This window comes from Citrobacter sp. TBCP-5362, assembly GCF_005406305.1.
GTDB lineage: Bacteria > Pseudomonadota > Gammaproteobacteria > Enterobacterales > Enterobacteriaceae > Citrobacter_B > Citrobacter_B koseri.
The window spans coordinates 2,744,697-2,766,585 of the sequence record NZ_CP040234.1 but is presented as its reverse complement, the minus strand read 5'-3'; the positions used below and the strand labels follow the sequence as shown (position 1 = coordinate 2,766,585).

22 protein-coding genes and 1 tRNA gene are annotated in these 21,889 nt (G+C 53.0%); 10 read left to right on the top strand and 13 right to left on the bottom strand.

Going from position 1 to position 21,889, the window contains the following annotated elements:
- The first annotated feature begins 1 nt into the window (after position 1).
- From pqiB to rmf, 3 genes are all read left to right on the top strand, one after another.
- Positions 2–1,642 (top strand): intermembrane transport protein PqiB, encoded by a 1,641-nt coding sequence (gene pqiB / locus FD428_RS13290; RefSeq protein WP_047457720.1) that lies wholly within the window; start codon positions 2–4, stop codon positions 1,640–1,642.
- Complete coding sequence (pqiC, locus tag FD428_RS13285; RefSeq protein WP_012132972.1) at positions 1,639–2,202, top strand: membrane integrity-associated transporter subunit PqiC; 564 nt, start codon at positions 1,639–1,641, stop codon at positions 2,200–2,202. Before pqiB ends, pqiC begins: the two co-directional genes overlap by 4 nt.
- 256 nt (positions 2,203–2,458) lie before the next feature.
- The gene (gene rmf / locus FD428_RS13280) at positions 2,459–2,626 is read left to right on the top strand and encodes a ribosome modulation factor (protein ID WP_012905338.1); all 168 of its coding nucleotides are present in this window, start codon (positions 2,459–2,461) and stop codon (positions 2,624–2,626) included.
- Positions 2,627–2,764: 138 nt separating this feature from the next.
- On the opposite strand, the gene fabA is transcribed toward rmf, so the two are convergent.
- Positions 2,765–3,283: a bifunctional 3-hydroxydecanoyl-ACP dehydratase/trans-2-decenoyl-ACP isomerase gene (fabA, locus tag FD428_RS13275; protein WP_012132970.1), complete on the bottom strand. Its 519-nt coding sequence runs from the start codon at positions 3,281–3,283 to the stop codon at positions 2,765–2,767.
- A gap of 68 nt (positions 3,284–3,351) precedes the next feature.
- Positions 3,352–5,112 carry a Lon protease family protein gene (locus FD428_RS13270; RefSeq protein WP_114848412.1) on the bottom strand — a complete coding sequence of 587 codons (1,761 nt, stop codon included), beginning with the start codon at positions 5,110–5,112 and terminating at the stop codon, positions 3,352–3,354.
- A gap of 185 nt (positions 5,113–5,297) precedes the next feature.
- On the opposite strand from FD428_RS13270, the gene matP reads away from it, so the two are divergent.
- The gene (matP, locus tag FD428_RS13265) at positions 5,298–5,750 is read left to right on the top strand and encodes a macrodomain Ter protein MatP (protein WP_012132968.1); all 453 of its coding nucleotides are present in this window, start codon (positions 5,298–5,300) and stop codon (positions 5,748–5,750) included.
- A gap of 74 nt (positions 5,751–5,824) precedes the next feature.
- Here matP and ompA read toward each other — a convergent pair whose 3' ends face one another.
- Both ompA and sulA read right to left on the bottom strand, forming a co-directional pair.
- Positions 5,825–6,871, bottom strand: a complete 1,047-nt coding sequence (ompA, locus tag FD428_RS13260; protein ID WP_047463714.1) for a porin OmpA — start codon at positions 6,869–6,871, stop codon at positions 5,825–5,827.
- A gap of 355 nt (positions 6,872–7,226) precedes the next feature.
- Complete coding sequence (gene sulA, locus FD428_RS13255; protein WP_012132966.1) at positions 7,227–7,736, bottom strand: SOS-induced cell division inhibitor SulA; 510 nt, start codon at positions 7,734–7,736, stop codon at positions 7,227–7,229.
- Between the two features lie 216 nt (positions 7,737–7,952).
- Between sulA and FD428_RS13250 the strand changes: the two genes are divergently transcribed.
- Positions 7,953–8,576, top strand: coding sequence for a TfoX/Sxy family DNA transformation protein (locus FD428_RS13250; RefSeq protein WP_114848411.1), 624 nt, complete (start codon positions 7,953–7,955; stop codon positions 8,574–8,576).
- On the opposite strand, the gene yccS is transcribed toward FD428_RS13250, so the two are convergent.
- Both yccS and FD428_RS13240 read right to left on the bottom strand, forming a co-directional pair.
- Entirely contained in the window at positions 8,545–10,692 is a 2,148-nt protein-coding gene (yccS, locus tag FD428_RS13245; RefSeq protein ID WP_114848502.1) for a YccS family putative transporter, read from the bottom strand. The two genes, FD428_RS13250 and yccS, sit on opposite strands and share 32 nt — an antisense overlap.
- An 18-nt stretch (positions 10,693–10,710) precedes the next feature.
- Entirely contained in the window at positions 10,711–11,157 is a 447-nt protein-coding gene (locus tag FD428_RS13240) for a YccF domain-containing protein (protein ID WP_012132963.1), read from the bottom strand.
- Positions 11,158–11,280: 123 nt separating this feature from the next.
- On the opposite strand from FD428_RS13240, the gene helD reads away from it, so the two are divergent.
- On the top strand, positions 11,281–13,335 hold the full coding sequence (gene helD / locus FD428_RS13235) for a DNA helicase IV (protein ID WP_114848410.1): 2,055 nt from the start codon (positions 11,281–11,283) through the stop codon (positions 13,333–13,335).
- 31 nt (positions 13,336–13,366) lie between these two features.
- Here the strand turns inward: helD and mgsA are convergent, their stop codons facing one another.
- A complete protein-coding gene (mgsA, locus tag FD428_RS13230; protein ID WP_012132960.1) occupies positions 13,367–13,825 on the bottom strand; it encodes a methylglyoxal synthase in 459 nt (152 codons plus the stop codon).
- Positions 13,826–13,940: 115 nt separating this feature from the next.
- The gene (locus FD428_RS13225; RefSeq protein WP_012132958.1) at positions 13,941–14,603 is read right to left on the bottom strand and encodes a DUF2057 family protein; all 663 of its coding nucleotides are present in this window, start codon (positions 14,601–14,603) and stop codon (positions 13,941–13,943) included.
- 173 nt (positions 14,604–14,776) lie between these two features.
- On the opposite strand from FD428_RS13225, the gene FD428_RS13220 reads away from it, so the two are divergent.
- Positions 14,777–15,190 carry a CoA-binding protein gene (locus FD428_RS13220; RefSeq protein WP_049008447.1) on the top strand — a complete coding sequence of 138 codons (414 nt, stop codon included), beginning with the start codon at positions 14,777–14,779 and terminating at the stop codon, positions 15,188–15,190.
- Between the two features lie 60 nt (positions 15,191–15,250).
- Here the strand turns inward: FD428_RS13220 and hspQ are convergent, their stop codons facing one another.
- Both hspQ and rlmI read right to left on the bottom strand, forming a co-directional pair.
- On the bottom strand, positions 15,251–15,568 hold the full coding sequence (gene hspQ / locus FD428_RS13215) for a heat shock protein HspQ (protein ID WP_012132956.1): 318 nt from the start codon (positions 15,566–15,568) through the stop codon (positions 15,251–15,253).
- A 57-nt stretch (positions 15,569–15,625) separates the two neighbouring features.
- Positions 15,626–16,816 carry a 23S rRNA (cytosine(1962)-C(5))-methyltransferase RlmI gene (gene rlmI / locus FD428_RS13210; protein ID WP_114848409.1) on the bottom strand — a complete coding sequence of 397 codons (1,191 nt, stop codon included), beginning with the start codon at positions 16,814–16,816 and terminating at the stop codon, positions 15,626–15,628.
- A 94-nt stretch (positions 16,817–16,910) separates the two neighbouring features.
- Here rlmI and yccX point away from each other — a divergent pair, with 94 nt between their 5' ends.
- Positions 16,911–17,192 (top strand): acylphosphatase, encoded by a 282-nt coding sequence (gene yccX / locus FD428_RS13205; protein ID WP_012132954.1) that lies wholly within the window; start codon positions 16,911–16,913, stop codon positions 17,190–17,192.
- Here yccX and tusE read toward each other — a convergent pair.
- A complete protein-coding gene (gene tusE, locus FD428_RS13200; protein WP_012132953.1) occupies positions 17,189–17,518 on the bottom strand; it encodes a sulfurtransferase TusE in 330 nt (109 codons plus the stop codon). The genes yccX and tusE overlap by 4 nt on opposite strands.
- Positions 17,519–17,608: 90 nt before the next feature.
- Positions 17,609–18,268: an FtsH protease modulator YccA gene (gene yccA, locus FD428_RS13195; RefSeq protein ID WP_012132952.1), complete on the bottom strand. Its 660-nt coding sequence runs from the start codon at positions 18,266–18,268 to the stop codon at positions 17,609–17,611.
- 369 nt (positions 18,269–18,637) lie between these two features.
- Between yccA and FD428_RS13190 the strand changes: the two genes are divergently transcribed.
- Positions 18,638–18,725, top strand: a tRNA-Ser gene (locus FD428_RS13190).
- 135 nt (positions 18,726–18,860) lie between these two features.
- Here FD428_RS13190 and pgtP read toward each other — a convergent pair.
- The gene (pgtP, locus tag FD428_RS13185; RefSeq protein ID WP_104868823.1) at positions 18,861–20,252 is read right to left on the bottom strand and encodes a phosphoglycerate transporter PgtP; all 1,392 of its coding nucleotides are present in this window, start codon (positions 20,250–20,252) and stop codon (positions 18,861–18,863) included.
- Between the two features lie 394 nt (positions 20,253–20,646).
- Between pgtP and pgtC the strand changes: the two genes are divergently transcribed.
- Entirely contained in the window at positions 20,647–21,879 is a 1,233-nt protein-coding gene (gene pgtC / locus FD428_RS13180; protein WP_162790486.1) for a phosphoglycerate transport regulator PgtC, read from the top strand.
- Positions 21,880–21,889 lie beyond the last annotated feature (10 nt).

Below are 21,889 nucleotides of genomic sequence, written 5' to 3'. Positions count from 1 at the left end.
TATGGAATCTAAAAATGGGGAAGCCAAAGTGCAGAAGGTAAAAAACTGGTCTCCCGTGTGGATATTCCCTATCGTCACTGCGCTGATTGGGGCATGGGTGCTGTTTTATCACTACAGCCATCAGGGGCCTGAAGTCACCTTGATCACCACGAATGCTGAAGGTATTGAAGGCGGTAAGACCACCATCAAGAGCCGTAGCGTGGATGTGGGGGTGGTGGAAAGCGCGACGCTGACCGACGATCTTACGCATGTAGAGATCAAGGCCAGACTGCATTCCGGCATGGAAAAACTGCTGCACAAAGATTCGGTCTTTTGGGTGGTGAAACCGCAGGTCGGGCGTGAAGGGATCAGCGGCTTAGGCACGTTGCTGTCCGGGGCATATATTGAGTTGCAGCCGGGGACGAAAGGTAACAGGCTGGAGGATTACCAGTTGCTGGATTCCCCACCTCTGGCGCCGCCAGATGCGAAAGGCATCCGCGTTATTCTTGACAGCAAAAAAGCCGGGCAGCTCAGTCCGGGCGATCCGGTGCTTTTCCGTGGCTACCGCGTTGGCTCGGTTGAAACCAGCACCTTTGATCCGCAAAAACGCTCCATCAGCTATCAACTCTTCATTAATGCGCCAAACGATCGCCTGGTGACCAGCAACGTCCGTTTCTGGAAGGACAGCGGTATTGCGGTGGATCTGACTTCCGCTGGTATGCGGGTTGAAATGGGATCGCTAAGCACGTTGTTTGGCGGTGGCGTGAGCTTTGACGTGCCGGAAGGGCTTGAACTGGGGCAGCCGGTTGCGGAAAAAACTGCTTTCAGCCTGTATGACGATCAGCGAAGCATTCAGGATTCGCTGTATACCGACCACATCGACTATCTGATGTTCTTCAAAGATTCGATTCGCGGCCTGCAACCGGGCGCACCGCTGGAGTTTCGCGGGATTCGCCTGGGGACGGTCAGCAAAGTGCCTTTCTTTGCGCCGAATATGCGTCAGGTGTTTAACACTGACTACCGTATTCCGGTGCTGGTACGCATTGAGCCGGAACGCCTGAAAGCACAATTGGGCGAAGAGACGGATGTTGGCGCGCATCTGGCCGAACTGCTCAAACGCGGCCTGCGCGGTTCACTGAAAACGGGCAATCTGGTGACTGGCGCGCTGTATGTTGATCTGGACTTCTATCCGAAAGAGCCGCCAATTACGGGCATTCATGAGTTTAACGGTTATCAGATCATCCCGACGGTAAGCGGCGGTCTGGCGCAAATCCAGCAGCGTCTGATGGAAGCGCTGGATAAAATTAATAACCTGCCGCTGAACCCGATGATTCAACAGGCGACCAATACGCTGTCGGAAAGCCAGCGGACGATGAAGCATCTGCAAACCACGCTGGATAATATGAACAAGATTACCTCCAGCCAGTCGATGCAGCAGCTTCCGGCGGATATGCAGAACACCTTGCGCGAACTGAACCGCAGCATGCAGGGCTTCCAGCCAGGCTCCGCGGCGTATAACAAGATGGTGGCGGATATGCAGCGTCTTGATCAGGTTCTCCGTGAACTGCAACCGGTATTGAAAACGCTGAACGAAAAGAGCAACGCGCTGGTATTTGAAGCGAAGGACAAGAAAGATCCAGAGCCGAAGAGGGCGAAACAATGAAAAAGTGGCTAGTGGTGATGATGGCGTTCTGGTTAACGTCATGTAGCAGTAGCGGAGAAAACAAGAGCTACTACCAGCTACCCGTCGCGCAAGGGGGCGTACAGAGTACGGCAAGCCAGGGAAACCGCTTATTGTGGGTGGAACAGGTTTCGGTGCCGGACTACCTGGCGGGCAACGGCGTGGTGTATCAAACCAGTGATGTGCAGTACGTGATTGCGAGTAACAATCTTTGGGCCAGCCCGCTGGACCAGCAGTTGCGCAATACGCTGGTGGCGAATCTGAGCGCCCAGCTTCCGGGCTGGGTGGTTGCCTCACAGCCGCTGGGCAGCGTGCAGGATACGCTTAACGTGACGGTGACGGGATTTCATGGCCGTTACGATGGCAAAGTTATCGTAAGTGGGGAGTGGCTACTGAACCATCAGGGGCAGTTGATTAAGCGCCCATTCCACATCGAAACCGCGCAGCAGCAGGACGGGTATGACGAAATGGTCAAGGTGCTGGCAGCCGCCTGGAATCAGGAAGCCGCCGCTATCGCTCAGGCGCTGAAGCAAATACCATAAGTTAAAAATATTGTAAATTTAACCGCTTTCGGCACGTCGCCGGGGGCGGTTTTTTTGTTTTTCTGCCCGGTGAAAATAGCTGTTCTGGCTCACAATTTTTGTACAAATGATTTATTGAGTAGCTCACAAATATGACAATGGCGTGAATTTTGCGCATTGACGGGACAACTTTTTCGCGGTATTCGTTTACTGTGATTGCACATTTCGTAATCACTGTTTTCTTTTCCACCAGACATGAAGATGAGGGAAACGAGGCATGAAGAGACAAAAACGAGATCGCCTGGAACGGGCACATCAACGTGGATATCAGGCCGGCATTGCCGGACGCTCAAAAGAAATGTGTCCCTATCAGACGCTGAATCAGAGGTCGCACTGGCTGGGAGGTTGGCGAGAAGCCATGGCGGACAGGGTAGTAATGGCCTGATTCTGTCTCTTTAGAAAAAAGAAACCTCCGCAGTGCGGAGGTTTCGCCTTTTTACAGGCAGGTCAGATAACGTGGTTACGCTGCCATCCGGCACGCCGTGCTTGTGGCAACGCTTATCAGACCTGGAAATGTCCGCGATCAGAACGCTGACGTGTCCTGGAACAGACCTACTTTCAGGTCGTTGGCGGTGTAGATCAGACGGCCATCAACCAGAACTTCGCCATCCGCCAGACCCATGATCAGACGACGGTTAACGATACGTTTGAAGTGAATACGGTAGGTCACTTTCTTCGCGCTTGGCAGAACCTGACCGGTAAATTTCACTTCACCTACGCCCAGCGCACGGCCTTTACCTTCGCCGCCAAGCCAGCCGAGATAGAATCCAACCAACTGCCACATTGCGTCCAGACCCAGGCAGCCCGGCATAACCGGATCGCCGATAAAGTGGCATCCGAAGAACCAGAGATCTGGATTGATATCCAGCTCAGCTTCAACATAACCTTTGTCGAAGTTACCGCCAGTCTCTGTCATTTTGATGACACGGTCCATCATCAGCATGTTTGGTGCCGGCAGTTGTGGGCCTTTAGCGCCAAACAGTTCACCGCGACCAGAGGCAAGAAGGTCTTCTTTTGTATAGGATTCGCGTTTATCTACCATGTTCTCTGTAAGCCTTATTTTATTGAAGCACGCAGGATAGCTAACACGTGTACGCTGAACAAGTCCGATCAGTTCGGTATAAACCAGTTTAGCCAACGTAGCGGCCAGGGAAAACGATGACGTCCTTCCTGTTGTGTAGCCTGGGCAATACGTTCCTGGATGGTCTGCATCAATGTTGTCTGACCTTCGCCATCCCACACCAGATTAAGCAGAAGCGGCAGTGCGTCTGTTACGTCGTCTACTGCCCAGATGCTGAATTTCTCTTCTTCCACGGCCTGCAACAGCGCAGGCTGGAGGCTGAGGTGTCTTACGTTAGCTGCCGGAATAATAACGCCTTGTTTACCCGTCAGTTCACGCTGCTGACAAATTGTGAAAAAGCCTTCAATTTTTTCGTTCAGGCCGCCAACAGGCTGAGCGCGTCCAAACTGATCGACGGAACCGGTAATCGCGATATTTTGATTAACCGGCACATTGGACAGAGCGCTGATCAATGCGCACAGTTCTGCCATTGAGGCGCTGTCGCCATCCACTTCACTATAGGACTGTTCAAAGGTCAGCGAGGCGGAGAACGGGATTTGCTGTTCAAGCTGTAGTTCCGACATCAGGAAAGCCTGCATGATCATCATCCCCTTGGCATGAATGTTACCGCCAAGCTCGGCTTTTCGCTCGATGTCCGTGAATTCACCGTCGCCAATATGAACGACGCAGCTGATACGTGAAGGCTCGCCAAACGCGCGCGGATGGCCGGGAAATTCAATGACGGAAAGGGCGTTAATCTGACCAATGCGCTCGCCTTCCGTTTCAATCAGGATCTGCTCTTGCAGGATTTCGTCCTGCATGCGCTCCGCAAGATAGCCTTCACGCCATTCGCGTTGGGCAAGCATCAGGGCGAGCTGTTCGGCGCTGCATGTCCCGTCCTGGCACAACGGCGCAGCTTCTCTGAACTGGCGGGAAATCCATAGCGGACACAGTGGAAGCGTGTCCTGTTCTCCCGTGTAGCGAACGGCTTCGCGTACCAACACTTGCCAGGCATCAGGCGTTGGCGAGGGCAGATTATTGCGTTTAAGCGTGTGCTGAACCCACTGACACCACTGGGTCATGGTTTCGGCATCCACTATTTGCAGATTATCTTCAAATTCGCTGTAAATTGCCTGTTCAGCCAGTTCCGGCTCCATTTCCTGGAAGTCGGCTAACGATTCACGTTCGCCGACCAACACGACTTTCAGCTTGAGCGGCATAGACGGTACAGAGACCGGCAACGGACGCGACTCGTCAAACGCGACCCAGTCGAATCGGTTATGGCTGACAATCGCCTTCAGACGCATCCACAGCAACGGCTGCGCCAGAAGGGTGCGTAAGGAGATCACCAGAACGCCGCCGTTAGCCTGATGCACCAGACCCGGTTGCAGCGTAATTTCGCCGTTAAACTGGCGCAGACAGCCAAACAGCTGTTCGGCTTCAACCCAGTCAGCGCTGACAACCTGCGCCGACGTGGCAAAATTGTCTTCTGCTTTTTCTGCTGCGCGATAACGGATGGTGTGGCCCGAAATTTCGTAATGGCCCCCGGTCAGCTGACCGGCATCGGCTTGCAACGTTCTGGCCGCATCAGAAAGGAGAGTGAGATACTCGGGCTCTTCCGGCGCTTTCGCCAGCATAAAAGAGGACGACGCCCAGGGCTGGAGAAGTTGTTCCAGCGCAAATTGCAGTCGCGGTTGAGTATCGCTGAGTAGGGTGGCGCTTTCGTCAGTAACGTGTGGCTGTGCAAATATTTCCTGATAACTGTCGGTATCAGGAACCAGATCACGCCATGCAAGTTTCGTAATGGTCAAAGTTGAGGTTTTTTAGTCTGTTGTAAAAAACGCGATTATACCGTAACAGGCAACGCTGCACACGCGGAAAGCGAATGTAAACGTGCAGGACGACGCGTGAGAGTTCACAGGCTGGATATTCTTTTCTTCAGATGCCCAAAAAACTGATATTCTGATAGGAGTTACACGGTAACGTTGAGAGCGCAATGAAATATCAACAACTTGAAAACCTTGAAAGCGGCTGGAAATGGAAGTATCTGGTGAAGAAGCACCGCGAAGGGGAGTTGATTACCCGGTACGTGGAAGCCAGTGCTGCCAAAGAAGCCGTTGATTTGTTGCTAACCCTCGAAAATGAACCGGTTCGGGTAAATGCCTGGATTGAAGAGCATATGAATCCTGCGCTGTTAAACCGTATGAAGCAGACCATACGAGCACGGCGTAAACGACACTTTAATGCCGAGCATCAACATACGCGCAAGAAGTCTATCGATCTGGAGTTTATTGTCTGGCAGCGTCTGGCGGGACTCGCGCAGCGACGTGGCAAAACGCTTTCAGAAACGATTGTGCAGTTGATTGAGGATGCGGAACATAAAGAGAAATACGCCAGCAAGATGTCGACCCTGAAGCAGGATTTGCAGGCATTACTGGGGAAAGAGTAGCGGTTTGTTTCTTCTTTCTTCTGGTTTCAGACGAAAAAAACCCCGCAGTGCGGGGTTTTTTATTAGACGGGAACTTAAGCCTGCGGCTGAGTTACAACGTCTTTAACGCCTTTAACTTCGATCTCAACGCGACGATCCGGGGCCAGGCAGTCGATCAGTGCAGCGCGAGCTTTCACGTTGTCACAGGTGTTGCCAGTAACCGGGTTGGATTCGCCCATACCGCGTGCGGAGATTTTGTCAGCCGGGATACCTTTGGAGATCAGGTAATCAACAACAGACTGAGCACGTTTTTCGGACAGACCCTGGTTGTAAGCGTCGGAACCGATACGGTCAGTGAAGCCCAGAACCACGACGGAACCGTCTTTCGGGTCCAGGTTGCTCAGCTGGCTGTACATCTGATCCAGAGCCTGCTGGCCTTCTGGTTTCAGCGTTGCTTTGTTGAAGTTGAACAGAACGTCAGACTTCAGAGTGAAGTGCTTGGTCTGTACTTCTGGAGCCGGTGCCGGAGCTGGAGCAACCGGAGCTGCTTCTTCCTGCTGGCCGAAACGGTAGGAAACACCAACGCTCAGCAGGCCGTTATCTGGACGACCGCCAACGGTGTTTGCGTCGCCGATGTTGTTAGTCCACTGGTATTCCAGACGGGTAGCGATGTCACGCGTTACAGCGTACTCTACGCCACCAGCGAATACTGGGGAAACACCGGTATCGTGATCTTTGAAGCCAGTGTTGTTCTGAGCGTCTGCGCGCCAAACCATACCACCCAGACGGGTGTAGACATCCAGATCGTCAGTGATCGGATAACCCAGTTTAGCAGTCAGCTGAACGCCCTGAGCTTTGAATGCACCGTTTTGAGTGTTGCCTTTGTATGGCATACGACCTAACCAGTCGTAACCCATTTCAAAACCAACGTACGGGTTTACCTGATAACCACCGAACGCACCGGCACCCAGTTGGCTTTCATGGGTCGGGCCGTTGTTGTCGATCTGGTTGTTGCCAACATCATGGAACTGAGACCAGCCCAGTTTGGCACCAGTGTACCAGGTGTTATCTTTCGGAGCGGCCTGCGCTACGGTAGCGAAACCAGCCAGTGCCACTGCAATCGCGATAGCTGTCTTTTTCATTTTTTGCGCCTCGTTATCATCCAAAATACGCCATGAATATCTCCAACGAGATAACACGGTTAAATCCTTCACCGGGGGATCAGCTCAATAGTTACTCTACCGATATCTGCGGCTTATGCCGAGCACCCCTGGCGATGTAAAGTCTACAACGTAGTTGAAAACTTACAAGTGTGAACTCCGTCAGGCATATGAAAAAAAAAGGCTTGTATACATAATATTTAACATTTCCTGCTGAGAAATCGCTCAGCGAAAATCGCGGAAACCGCTTCTGACAAGCATTCACACACAAAAAGTATTAAGCTTCAGAGCAGATGAAAGAGCAGAAAAAAAATTCCAGGATAAATCCTAATTTCACTCAATGATATAAATTTGAGTGAATTTTTAGCCCGGAATGGTGTCTCGTGGCATGAGCGTGTGCGCTCACAGGACGCATGATAAATCCCATCGCATTTCCCTCATCTGCTGCTTGCGCAAGCCGGGTGTGTTCTTCTTCGCTAAGCTCATCCGCCAGCCAGCCGATAACGACGCTGTAGTTGCCCGTCCGCAATGCGCGAATCATCGACTCCAGCGTATGGCATGGAGAAAGTTGGCTGATCTGCATCACTTTTGTTAAAGGCAGCCCCGCAGATTGAACCCATTCCCGGCTCAGCTTTTGTTGCGGCGTCAGCCAGAGCTGCCAGCGTGATTGCTGACCTAATTGTTGCAGCAGCGGTAAAAGCAGTAATTGCGTCATCATGGGCTGGTCCTCGCGATAGACCACTTCGCTAATAAGCCCGGCGGTGGTGTTCTCTGAAGAGACGCGCGCAATGCTGCCCGCAGTGGAAGAGAACAACGAAGAACGATTTGCATAGCCTGAAGTGTACATAATCAATCCAGCCCTGTGAGTTACTGTATGGATATACAGTAACCCTGCCGCCAATAAAGATCAACCCTATTTTCGGAAACAGACTCGCAATTTTTATCTGTTGTCGCCGTAAAAATGAAATTCATCTTGCTCACTGAGAATAAGTTGCCTATTTTCGTCATTAACGGATCTGTTACTGCAAATCATTCTTTTACTTTATGATTTAAAAGGGATTTTATGAAATTACGTTCCTATGACAAGATCTATAAATCGCAAGAATATTTAGCCTCTCTGGGCACGGTTCACTATCGTTCGCTGTTTGGTAGCTACAGCCTGACAATCGAGGATACGGTGTTTGCGATGGTGGCTGAGGGAGAACTATACCTGCGCGCCTGTGAGCAAAGCGTCGCGTACTGCGTGAAGCATTCCCCCGTCTGGTTAACATTTATGAAACGTGGCCGTCCCGTTATGTTGAATTATTACCGGGTGGATGAAAGCTTATGGCGCGATCAACAACAACTGGTGCTTTTATCTCAGTATTCGCTGGATGCTGCCATAAAAGAAAAACGTACCCGTTTTTCACAACGTCGATTGAAGAATCTGCCAAACGTGACGTTTCATCTGGAGAACCTTCTGCATGAGGCCGGAATTAATGATGAAAACACATTGCGGATACTCGGCGCAAAAATGTGTTGGCTGCGGCTAAGAGAGAGCAATAAGCTGCTGACGGTGAAAATTCTCTATGCGTTAGAAGGGGCGATCGTTGGCGTACATGAAGCGGCGCTCCCGGCGGTACGCCGCCAGGAGCTTGCTGAGTGGGCGCAGTCGCTTACGCCGGAGCGCCAGAAGGCGACGGCGTGATTTGCCGCTGTAAACGACCAATCTCAGGCAGTAATGCAATGAGCAGGCCGACTTGTTGCACCACCAGGGGTTCTTTACTGTCTGGTTTTGGCTCCAGGTGCTGAATCCGATCTTTCAGGCTTGCCAGCTCCTGGTGAACGCGCTGTTCATCGGCGGGTTGATGGTGAAGCGCATCATCGACATAACACACTGCATCATCCAGCAGCGCCAGGACATCCGGGTTGGTGAGCTGTTCGCGATGCGCGCCCAGAGCAGAGATATAGCTGGTAAAGGTATGATTGAGGCAGAGTAACCGGAACGCCGCCTCACGAGTTTCGGCAGTGACGTCGGGCTCGCTGGACATATTCGACACCACCGAGGCCAGCTCGGCATCGCGGTTGTGGGCGTCACGGCGGGCAATGCGGTAGGCCAGCCGGTTATCCCGCCCCTGATGATACTGCTCAAGGATCGCGTCCAGGTAGCGGCAGTTCGCATCCGTGGCCCGTTGCAGGACACACGGCAGGTTACGAAAGCGCCAGTCGGGCCAGATAAAGCTGACGGCGGCCCACGCGATCGCACAGCCGATCAGCGTATCGATCACGCGCGGTAAGGCAACTTCGAAGCCTTCACCCAGCAGGTTAAAACAGAGTAGCACCAGCAGGGTGATGAACATCGTCGCATGGGCATACTGTACGTTTCGAAAAGCAAAAAACAGTACGCCGGTGATGACCAGCAGTATCAACTGGCCTTCAAGCGAGGGGACAAACCACAAGATTGGTATACCAATGGCGACGCCGACCAGCGTCCCGATGACCCTCAGCGCCAGCCGGTGCCGCGTGGCGTTATAGTTAGGCTGGCAGACGAACAGGCTGGTGAGCAGGATCCAGTAACCGTGAGTCATGCCGGTAATCTGGATCAGCGCGTAACCGACGCAGAGCACCAGCGACATACGCACCGCGTGGCGAAATAACGCTGAATCGGGGGTGAAGTTACGGCTCAGACGTAGCCAGATATCGCTGAATCCGTGAGGACTGTCGTCGGCAAGCAGATTTTCTGATTCGCTGCGCGGCATTGCCTGCGCCTGCTCGGATTCAATCGTCGCCAGTTGCGCATCAATCGCCCGCAGATTGGACAACAAAAAGCCCAGTGTTTTGAGTAAGTCAGAGGATGCTCCAGCGGCGCGCATACGTTCAAGCGCCGCATCAATATGGGTAAATGCGCGTTCAAAGTGTGGATCATGCTGATAAGGCGTACGCAGTAATATACAGCGTGAGAGCTGCATACAGGCTTGCCCCTGCATCGACATCAGGCGCTGGAAACGGAACATCACGTCGCTGTGGCGGAAATGATCGCGCAACGTCTGATACTGAATATGCGATGAGCTTGCACGCTCGTGAATATCCTGCGCGACAAAATAGTAGTGCAACGTGCGACGGGTTCCCCGTTGCCCCCGGTCGCCGCGTAAGCGGGTAAGAAGAGAGACTTTTGTCTGATTCAGCGTCGCCATCAGTTGTCCGTTGGCCAGCGCTAAATCATACAGCGGCGCCTGGCTTTCATCCTCGATATCCGGGTCAAACAAGCGCGACTTCAACTCCAGGTAGCGTGCCAGCTGTTCGTAGCTGCGCGCCAGATTATCCTGCAAGGGGCGAATCGGGAAGAGCAGATGCCCGGTCAGCGTCAGCAGGTTGTACCATACGGCGCCAGCAAGGAGCAGAATGGGCTGTTGATACCACTGGTCGTAAAGCGAGGTGCCCAGCATCGTGTAAATAGCGATAAGCAGCGCCCCGAAAGCAATGGTGGCGTAACGCTGCCCTAAACCGCCGAGCAGAATAAATCCGCTGGTAGAGAGCGTTAATCCAATTGCGAACAGCCACGGCCAGGGAAAGAGCAGTTCCACGGAAGCGGAGGCGATAAAAAAACAGATTAATGTGATGATTAAATTGCGCAGACGCCCGGTGAGACGGTCATCCAGATCGGTCAGGGCGGCGGCGACCATACCGAGCGTTAACGGTATGGTGAGTTTGACATCGCCCAGCCACCAGGGCAGGGCCGTTGTGCCGCACAGCGCGATAAAAATGCGAACGTAATACAGCCAGGTGCTGTTCCAGGTATAGCGTTTGAGCAAGGGGCTTAACATAAAGGCCATCAGTCCTGATTACTCAAAGCGGCGACGCGCACTGGCTTCACGTGCCGCGCGAGCTGTCTCTACGGAAACCACGCGACGTCCTACCGGCCAGAGCGCAATGGCGGCGATTTTAAAATTCGCGATGCCGACGGGAATGCCGATGATCGTAATGCATTGCGCAATGCCGGAGGCGATGTGCATCAGGCAGAGCCACCAGCCAAAGACGATCAGCCAGAAAACATTGAGTACCGTACCGCCGGTATTCAACAGCGTGCTTTTCCCTGCCGGGTTCAGCTCGTCAACATGAACGGCCTCATTGCCGTAGGGAAGCAGCGAAAGTTTTGTAATCTCCCAACATGAGCGGGTTAACGGTAATGTGAAAATGAGCACGATGCTGACGAGCGTGGCCAGCAGCCAGGCCAGAGTGGTGGCAAAACCACCCAATACAAAATTTAAAATATTCAGAACAGTACGCATAAACCCTCGGCTAACTCTGGTTTTCTGTGATTGCAGGCAATTGTAACGTTTTTTTGGGCTGGAGCACGTTTTCTCTGGCGGTTACACTGACAAGAAATACTCTTCGTCTGGATTCGCTGAGTCATGGAACTGAAAGCAACTTCTCTTGGAAAACGTCTGGCGCAACACCCGTACGATCGGGCCGTTATTCTCAATGCCGGTATTAAAGTCTCGGGCGATCGCCATGAGTATCTTATTCCATTCAATCAGTTACTGGCTATTCATTGTAAACGGGGACTGGTGTGGGGGGAGCTTGAGTTTGTCCTCCCGGATGACAAAGTGGTGCGTCTGCACGGTACTGAATGGGCAGAGACGCAGCGTTTTCATCACTACCTGGATGCGCACTGGCAGCGCTGGAGCCAGGAGATGAGCGAGGTGGCGGCCCGGGTTTTACAGGAACAACGGGATCTTATTGCCGAGCGAACCGGAGAAAAACGGTGGTTAACGCGCGAGCAAACGTCAGGATTACAGCAACACATTCGCCGCGCTTTTGCTGCGTTACCGCTGCCGGTTAATCGCCTGGAGGAGTTCGAGAACTGCCGCGATGCCTGGCGTAGCTGTCTGGCATGGTTGAACGATATCGAGGGATGCCGCCAGCAGCATAACCAGGCCTATACCGAGGTGATGCTGACGGAATATGCTGACTTCTTCCAGAACATTGAGTCCTCGCCGCTGAATCTGGCGCAGGCCAGAGCCGTGGTCAATGGTGAACATTCTTTGCTGGTGCTTGCGGGAGCCGGGAGCGGTAAGACGTCTGTGCTGGTCGCGCGCGCAGGCTGGCTGTTAGCCAGGGGGGAAGCGGCGGCTGAGCAAATTCTGCTGCTGGCCTTTGGCCGCAAGGCCGCAGAAGAGATGGACGAACGCATTCGTGAAAGATTGCATACGGACGCGATCGCCGCCCGTACGTTCCACGCCCTGGCGCTGCATATCATTCAGCAGGGGAGTAAGAAAGTCCCGACCATCAGCAAACTGGAAAACGACGCTGCCGCGCGACATAAACTGTTCATCAAGACCTGGCGTCAGCAGTGCAGCGAGAAAAAAGCGCAGGCGAAAGGGTGGCGGCAGTGGCTGGAAGAGGAAATGCAATGGCCGCTGCCTGAGGGCAATTTCTGGGATGATGAAAAGCTACAGCGCCGTCTGGCCTCCCGGCTGGACCGTTGGGTGAGCCTGATGCGAATGCATGGCGGCGCTCAGGCTGAGATGATCGCCAGCGCGCCTGAAGAGATTCGCGATCTGTTCAGTAAGCGCATCAAATTGATGGCGCCGTTGCTGAAAGCGTGGAAAGGCGCGCTGAAAGAGGAGAACGCCGTCGATTTCTCCGGGCTTATCCACCAGGCGATCGTTATCCTGGAAAAGGGGCGTTTTATCAGTCCCTGGAAACATATTCTGGTGGACGAATTTCAGGATATCTCCCCGCAGCGTGCGGCATTGCTGGCGGCGCTGCGCAAACAAAATTCGCATACCACGCTGTTTGCCGTTGGCGATGACTGGCAGGCGATTTACCGTTTCAGCGGGGCGCAGCTCTCTTTAACGACCGCGTTTCATCACTCTTTTGGCGAAGGCGATCGCTGTGACCTCGACACAACCTACCGTTTTAACGGGCGCATTGGCGAAATCGCCAATCGTTTTATCCAGCAGAATCCGCATCAGCTCAAAAAGCCGCTTAACAGTCTGACGGCGGGCGATAAGAAAGCGGTAACGTTACTGGATGAAAACCAGCTGGATGCCTTGCTGGATAAGCTTTCAGGATATGCGAAAGAGGATGAGCGCATTCTGGTGCTGGCGCGCTACCACCATCTGAAGCCAGCCAGTCTTGAAAAAGCGGCGACCCGCTGGCCTAAGCTGCAACTGGATTTTATGACCATCCATGCCAGTAAGGGCCAGCAGGCTGACTATGTGATTATTGTCGGGCTACAGGAAGGCAGTGATGGTTTCCCGGCGCCTGCGCGCGAGTCGATTATGGAAGAAGCATTACTGCCGCAGGTGGAGGATTTCCCGGATGCGGAAGAGCGGCGACTGCTGTATGTGGCGCTGACGCGCGCCCGGCATCGGGTCTGGTTGTTATTTAACAAAGAGAATCCGTCGCGCTTTGTGGACGATCTTAAGCATCTGGACGTGCCGGTGGCGAGGAAGCCTTAAGAGCAGGCGGCTTGTGCCGCCTGTGGGAGCGTTATTTCAGGCGTTCAGCCAGGTAACGTTGATAATCCGGGATCAGGATATCCACGGCATCGTTAAAATGGGGAGACTGGACAATAAAGTCAGCCGTAGACGCGTTGGTGGCGACCGGAATGTTCCACACCGTAGCCAGACGCAGGAGCGCCTTCACATCTGGATCGTGCGGAACGGCATTGAGCGGGTCCCAGAAGAAAATCAGCACATCAATCTTCCCTTCAGAGATCAGGGCGCCGACCTGCTGATCGCCGCCCATCGGGCCGCTCAGCATTGCGTTAACGTTCATACCCGTGGCGCGTTGAATTAAGTTTCCGGTTGTGCCTGTGGCATAAAGCTCGTGCTTTTCCAGCAGCGGCTGGTGGCGTTCCACCCAGCTCATTAACATCTGTTTGCAGTGGTCGTGCGCCACCAGAGCAATGTGTTTGCGCGCAGGCAAGGTGCGAGTCGTCAGTTCCATAGTTCAATTCCGTAGTTAACCTTGCTACAGAGTACTGGAAGCGCTTGACGCTGCAAGAGAAAGACGAAAAAAATGCGCGCCGACTCGTCATACTCGCCAGCGTCGACATAAAATGTCAGGAGGGCGGTTGTTTTTCCGCCCATTGCAGGAAGTTATTACGCGTTTGCGGATCGGCTTGTTTGAACCAGTATTTGAGTCGCTGCTCCGTGAGTGCCTGAGACTGCGGCGGAACGGCGTCCAGCTCAGAGATCCCGGAAAGCAGCGTGCTGTCATCGGCCATCATCGTGGCGAACTGCGGCAAGGAGGCGCGTTTATCGGCTTTGTTGTAGCGCTCGGTTTCGGTTTCGTAATCAATGATTTTGGCGGTCGAGGTGATTGCCAGAATATCCAGTTTGACCGGAATCGGCATTGCGTCGCCGTCCAGCAGTTCCAGACGCGGCGTGGTGGAAAAATGCGCGGCTTCTCGTTCGGTTTCCAGATGCGGAAGATGAAAATTGACCTGGCTGATGAGTTGCGTGTTAAAGCTGATCACCAGCGGGGGAGAAATGTAGAGTCGTTCCTCGTGGCTGGACAGGCGAATGGTTTTCTCAACGCGAAACACAAGCTGATGCGGGCCATTGTCCAGTTCGATGCTGTCCGCGCCGCGCAGCAATGAACTGGAGACTTTTTTGCCGTCTAACACTAAAAGGTCAATGTCATTTGAAAGACGAAGGGTCGTGGCAAAGGCGGTTACCGGCAAATACAGAACGAATAACATGGTGATAATGCCGGTTTTCATAGGGTTCTCCTGTCCAAAAACCGCCCGGTTAATAATGTATCAAAATTTTTCGCTAATCATGTTTACTAACATATAGACATATTTTTAGCTTTTGCTCTCATACGTCCGTATGGGATGAATGGTTGCAATGTCAGGTTTGTCGTACACTTTGCAAAACAGCCTGGAGAAAGATGATGAAAGAGACCGATATCGCTGGCATTTTGACGTCCACGCGTACCATCGCGCTGGTGGGGGCAAGTGATAAGCCCGAGCGCCCAAGTTACCGTGTGATGAAATATTTACTCGACCAGGGCTACCACGTTATTCCTGTCTCGCCGAAGGTGGCCGGAACCACGTTGTTGGGGCAGAAAGGCTATGCGAAGCTGACGGACATACCGGAAAGGGTCGATATGGTTGATGTCTTCCGTAATTCAGAAGCCGCATGGGGCGTCGCGCAGGAAGCTATCGCCATTGGCGCGAGGACCTTATGGATGCAACTGGGCGTAATTAATGAGCAGGCCGCCGTGCTGGCGCGAAATGCGGGATTGAAAGTCGTGATGGATCGCTGTCCGGCAATAGAGATTCCGCGTTTAGGGCTGGCGAAATAAGGGCTCAGACATAGCGTGTAAGCCCGATAAGCGTCGCGCTATCGGGCATTTTACGTTGAATCAGTTGCGCAGACGCGGCGCTTGCAGCTGTTTGCGAATAGTGCGCGCCAGTTCATCCATCGAGGGTTGCTCGGGATGCTCATCTTGCGTTTCACTGCTTAACTGGGCTTCAGCCAGATAGGTATGTACAGGCTGGCCTTCATCATCTTCCATCACCACGTGATACCAGGGAGCGGCGCGAAGTTCGTCGTTAACCGCCAGCTCATCAGGTGACGGTTCATCAAGCGAATATTCCGGGTCGATATCCACGACCACTCCGAGGTAACCTAACAGGGAATGGCGGACCTGCTGGCCGATACCGAATTTGCTGGCAATCATAGTCACCTCCCGGGAAATAGATACTCTCAATATGAGGGTAACATTCCACTTTTCAAGTTACATGACGCGACAGGCAAACCCTTTCAGATACAGCCCTTCCGGGTAGGTAGCGATCACCGGATGATCGGCAGCCTGACGGAACTGCTCTATAAATTGTACATCACGACCGGCATCTATTGCGGCATCTGCAATGATTTTCTGAAATAAATCTGTGGTCATCAGGCCGGAACAGGAGAACGTCAACAGCACGCCGCCCGGATTCAACAACTGGATAGCCAGCATGTTGATATCTTTATAGCCGCGACAGGCCCCCATCAGCTGGCTTTTATTTTCGACGAACTTCGGTGGGTCCATCACGATGACGTCGAATTTCTCTCCACGATCGCGATAGGTGCGCAGCAGTTTGAACACATCGTCACGCACAAACTCGGCTTTGCTCAGCTCCAGTTTGTTCAGCTCAACGTTTTGCTTCGCGATATCCAGCGCTTCCTGCGATGTATCAACGCTCACCACCTGACGGCAACCGCCCATCAGTGCCGACACGGCAAAACCGCCGGTATAGGAGAAGCAGTTCAGCACGCGCTGGTTTTCCACATAGCGACGCGTCGCCAGGCGGCTGTCACGCTGATCGAGGTAATAGCCTGTCTTATGACCCCCCTGAATATCCACCAGCAGCTTCATGCCATGCTCTTCAATGGGCAGCAGGGCCGGCGGCAGTTCGCCGGTGACGGACCCCTGGGTGAGTTCCATTCCCTCTTTTTTACGCACGGCGACGTCGCTGCGGTCGTAGATCGCACATTCGGGATACTGCGTTTGCAATGCGCTGATCAGCGCGGCGCGTTGATATTCCGCACCTGCGCTCAATAGTTGCAGAACCAGGAAGTTACCGAAGCGGTCGATAGTGATGCCCGGCAAACCATCGGATTCACCGGCGATCAGACGGTAGCTGTCCAGCCCGTCTTTTTTCGCCAGCCAGTCGCGCCACTGTTGCGCCTGGTGCAGACGACGAGTGAAGAACGCAATGTCGATGGATTCCGCCTGATCGAATGTCCAGACGCGTGCACGAATTTGCGAGGCGGGAGAATAGGCGCCGCGCGCTAACCATTTACCCTGATGGTCAACAATATCGATGGTTTCACCGAGGCTGGCTTTACCTTCCATTCGGGCTACGGCACCGGAAAAGACCCACGGATGGCGACGAAGTAAAGATTTTTCGCGCCCTTTGGCTAACACTAAACGTACACTCATAATTTGCTATTCTGTCGAATCAAAGAAATGGGCGCCATTGTCCTGAGTTTTGCGAGGATTTGCAACGCGCCCCGCGATGATAAGGAGCACAACAATGTCGAAAGTTTGCATAATCGCCTGGGTACACGGTCGGGTTCAGGGCGTTGGTTTTCGCTATACCACGCAGCATGAAGCGCAGCGTCTGGGGCTGACGGGCTATGCGCGCAATCTGGATGATGGAAGCGTGGAGGTGGTGGCCTGTGGCGAAAGTGAACAGGTGGACAAACTGATGAAGTGGCTGAAGGATGGCGGGCCGCGTAGCGCCAGGGTAGACAGGGTTCTGAGTGAGCCACATCGCCCTGGCGAGGAGTTAACAGGTTTCCGTATCCGCTATTAAATACATTTCACCGGTTTAGGCAGGCCAGCAATCTTCGTTGCCTGCTTTGCCGGGCCTTTCGGAAACAGGCGATACAGGTAGCGGCTGTTGCCTTTTTCTTCGCCAAACTTATTCGCCATTGCTTTCACCAGCATACGGATGGCCGGAGACGTATTAAACTCCAGGTAGAAATCACGCACAAAACGCACCACTTCCCAGTGTTCAGGAGAGAGGGTAATACCTTCCTTTTCAGCAATCGCGACTGCCAGAGGCTCGCTCCATTCCGCCGTCTCTTTTAAATAGCCTTCGCTATCCGTACTGATTTCTTTGCCTTCAAAGATCAACATAAATTCTTCACAGCGTTAGTCAAACTGGCGCCAGTTTACCAAAAAACAAAGCCCCGCATAAGCGGGGCCTGGTTAATGCGTTCTTATATCTTAATCGCGGCTGGCGAAGCCCAGAATGCTCAGCAGGCTGACGAAGATATTGTACAGCGAGACGTACAGGCTGACCGTTGCGCGAATGTAGTTCGTCTCACCGCCACGGATGATGTTGCTGGTCTCGAACAGGATTGCCCCGGAAGAGATCAGGATAAACACCGCACTGATGGCCAGATGCAGCGCAGGCAGTTGCAGGAAGATATTCGCAACCATGCCAATCAGCACCACAACGATACCCGCCATCAGCATACCGCCCAGGAAGGACATGTCTTTACGCGTTGTCAGGACATAAGCGGAGCAGCAGAAGAAGACCAGTGCCGTACCGCCCAGCGCCATGCCGATAACATCGCCCATACCCGCTGAGAGGTAGGCGTTGAGAATCGGGCCAAGAATGTAGCCCAGGAAGCCGGTAAAGGCGAACGCCGACAGGATACCGGTGGGTTTATTCGCCGTTTTATAGGTCAGGAACATCAGACCGTACATGCCTACCAGCGTCAGAATGAGACCCGGAGACGGCAGCATCAGTACCGTACTGGCGGTGGCGGTGATCGCAGAGAACGCCAGCGTCAGGCTCAGCAGGAAATAGGTATTGCGCAGCACTTTATGGGTGCTGAGTAGCGATGTGCGGTCGCGTGAAGAAGTAATAATACGATCCATGAGTCACTCTCTTATGACAGATGTAGTTAGCGAAAGAGGATAATAAAACCGCTGATAATCACACAGCGGTTTTACCCATCTTTACGCATTTGATCTCTAACAGGTTAAGCATGTTATTTCAGGCGTTGTCGCGAAACTCACCCGACATAAAACGTGACGGGGGAGAAGAGGCGGCAGTAAAGGTTGATGATGAGCGCATAATAAAAGAGGCGCAACGGAACATTTGCCGCCGGGCCTCTTTTTATGCTGAATAAATGGTCAATTTGTTGTTATTTCAGTCTATTAACAGCTTTTTGACTGTTTTTCAGGCAAACGAACACATTCGGGCTTTACACGGCGCATCGGGATGTTTATAGTGCGCCTCATTCAGGAAGTGTGGCCGAGCGGTTGAAGGCACCGGTCTTGAAAACCGGCGACCCGAAAGGGTTCCAGAGTTCGAATCTCTGCGCTTCCGCCAGATTAAACAAGGGGTTACCGAAAGGTAGCCCCTTTGTTTTTGTGTCAAAAAATATCGTATCCCGCTTCTTTCAGATCATGCCGAACCCCGGATAACAAAAGCTATCCGGGGTTTTCTTTTCCCTGGTGTGGGTGATTATTGTGCGTCGGCCAGTGTTAAAGGGGCGTCTTCCTGCTGAGTGTTCTTACGCTGTTGCTCAAGTTCCAGCGCACCGCGATGAGAGAGATAGCAGAACAGAATGCAGCAGACGATCCCGCCCATCAGCAGATAGAAACCGCCGTGCCAGCCCATTTTATCCACCATCACGCCAAACAGACTGGTGCCTAACGAGGCGCCAAAGATGTAGCTCATAAATCCGCGTAAGCCAACGGCTGAACCTACGGCAAAGCTGGGAACAATTTCCATCGTCTGGACGGAGGCCAGAAACTGCGGGACATAAATCAGGCAGCCAACAATCGCCGCGAAAACCGTCACCATCAGCAGAGATTCACTTTTCCAGTAACCGATCAGGCAGACGAAGATCAGCGCCATACAGATCATGGCTAACGGCATCCGACGCCCTTTGAACAGTTTGTCGGAGAGCCAGCCGGCCAGCAGGGTAGAAGGAATGGCCGCCCATTCAAAAAACAGGAAGGCGACGCTCATCTGTTCCTTGGAAAAATGTTTCACCGTCAGCAGGTAGATAGGCAACCAGCTGATCATGCCGAAGCGCACCATATAGACGAACACGTCCACAAGGGAGACATACCAGGCGTTTTTGTTACGCAGCACGTACGTGCAGAAGATCTGGAATGCGCTCATGTTCTCCGGCGCTTTTACGGCGTGTCTGGTCTTCAGCACCACTTTCTCTTCCGGCATCATCTCTTCCAGCGCAGGCAGGCCCTCCTCACGCGGCGAGCCTTTACCAAGCAGCAGTACAATCAGGGCGAAAACCACCGCCACGCAGGCCGGAACAATGTAGCTGGCGCTCTGCCAGTGTTCACTGCCGAGGATTGCAAACGCGGCACCTACGATCGGGGCGACAATCCCGCCGCCAACGTTATGCGAAATATTCCAGAACGCCCCCACACGTCCACGCTCCCGACGCGGGAACCAGTTAGCGATAGTGATAAAAGAGGGGCCGACGCCCATCCCCTGAAACAGGCCGTTCAGGACAACCAGCGCAGCGAAGATCCAGAATGCGGTACTGAAACCCAATCCGACGTTTACGATAGCGCACAGCACCAGGCCGCAGGCCATAAAGACTTTCGGGCTGGCTTTATCTGCGAGGCTGCTCATGACGCCTTTGCTGATTCCGTACGCAATGAGCATACAGCTGCTGAGCAAACCGATCTGCGTGGCGCTCAGGTCTAACTGTTCTTTCAGGTAAGGCGTGGATAATGTGAAGTTATTGCGCACAATATAGTACGCCAGATAGCCCAGAAATACGCTAAGCAGCGCCTGCATACGGTATCGACCATAAGTTGCCTGAATTTTCTCAGCAGGAACTTTATTTGCCGATGGCCCTGTTTTAAATATTGATAACATGTCGTCACCTGTATTTTATATTGGTATGAACATCAGGAGTATTCGGCATGAAGAGTGAAATAAGCGGCGATGAAACTCAAGTGGATGAAATGTGTCAAAATTGACTCAAAATTATGAATTGAAAGGTTATTTTTGACACGTTTTGAATGATTGAAATACGGCGTAATTAATCAGACGCTGAATTTATGTCTGGCTTGTGCGGATATTAACAAATTCCACATTCATTATCTGGTAATCTTTACTGGTATTTTCGGATGCCAGCACGAATATTTTTACGATAGTGGTTATTCATCCGCTAATCGTCACAAACGGGTAAGTTTTGTCTCAACGCTATTTTTTCGATATCTCAATATTTATGAACGGGATCACAAACATGTTTCTTCGTCGGGGCGGGATGGTTCGCAAAACGTTCGCGTTGCTGCTGCTGACCGCGTTGTTCAGACTCTGTGCGGCGCAAAGCAATGAACTGGTGATGGCGACAACATTTTCCCCCAGCGCCACCGCGTGGATTATCCAGCGCTGGCAGACGGAGCCGGGGTCGGTGATGATCCGCACGCTCAATCGCACCAGCGCCTCGCTGGAACAGTTGCTTGATACGGCAAATGCGGAAAACGTTGATCTGATTCTGACCTCGTCGCCGATGTTGCTTCAGCATCTTCAGGAACATCAAAAACTGGCACCGTTCAACGGTGCGCCGTCAGTCAGTCAACATCTGGTGCCGGAATCGATCCGTTCAACCTCCGTTGCCGTGGCTATATCGGGATTCGGTTTGCTGATTAATCGCTCGACGCTGACTGCACGGCATCTGCCTTCGCCAACGGACTGGGACGACCTGACCGATCCCAGATATCAGGGGGCGCTGCTGATGAGCAGCCCATCGCGCTCGGATACCAACCACCTGATGGTGGAGGCGCTGTTGCAACAAAAAGGCTGGTCGCAGGGATGGGAAACGTTGTTGGCGAGTGCGGGAAACCTCGTGACGATTTCATCACGCAGCTTTGGCGTGGCGGATAAAATAAAAAGCGGGCTGGGCGTGGCCGGCCCGGTGATTGATAACTATGCCAATCTGTTGCTGAACGATCCTCATCTGGCCTTTACCTACTTTCCGCAGTCGGCCGTTTCGCCTACCTATGTTGCGGTACTCAAAAACAGCCAGCATGCCAGCGAAGCGCGGCGTTTTATTCGCTATCTGCTAAGCCCGGAAGGGCAGCGGATCCTCGCTGACGCCAATACGGGGAAATATCCGGTTACGCCGCTGGCGGCAGGAAACCCACGGGCAGCGCAACAGGCGGTGCTGATGAATCAACCGCCGTTAAATTATCGGCTGATCCTGAAACGTCAGCGTCTGGTTCAGCGTATGTTTGATACGGCAATCAGCTTTCGTCTCGCCCAGTTGAAAGATGCCTGGCGAGCGCTGCACAGCGCGGAAGCCCGTCTTAAGCGTCCGTTGCCTGAAATACGCGCGCTGTTAACCCGTGTGCCGGTCGATCCGGCAAGCAGCGAAGATGAAGCCTGGCTGGCGCAGTTTGACAATAAGAGCTTTGCGGAGCAGCAAATGATGGAGTGGCAGATCTGGTTTCTCAACAACCAGCGTCAGGCGATCAATAAACTGGAAGAACTGAAATGAAGGGCGGGTC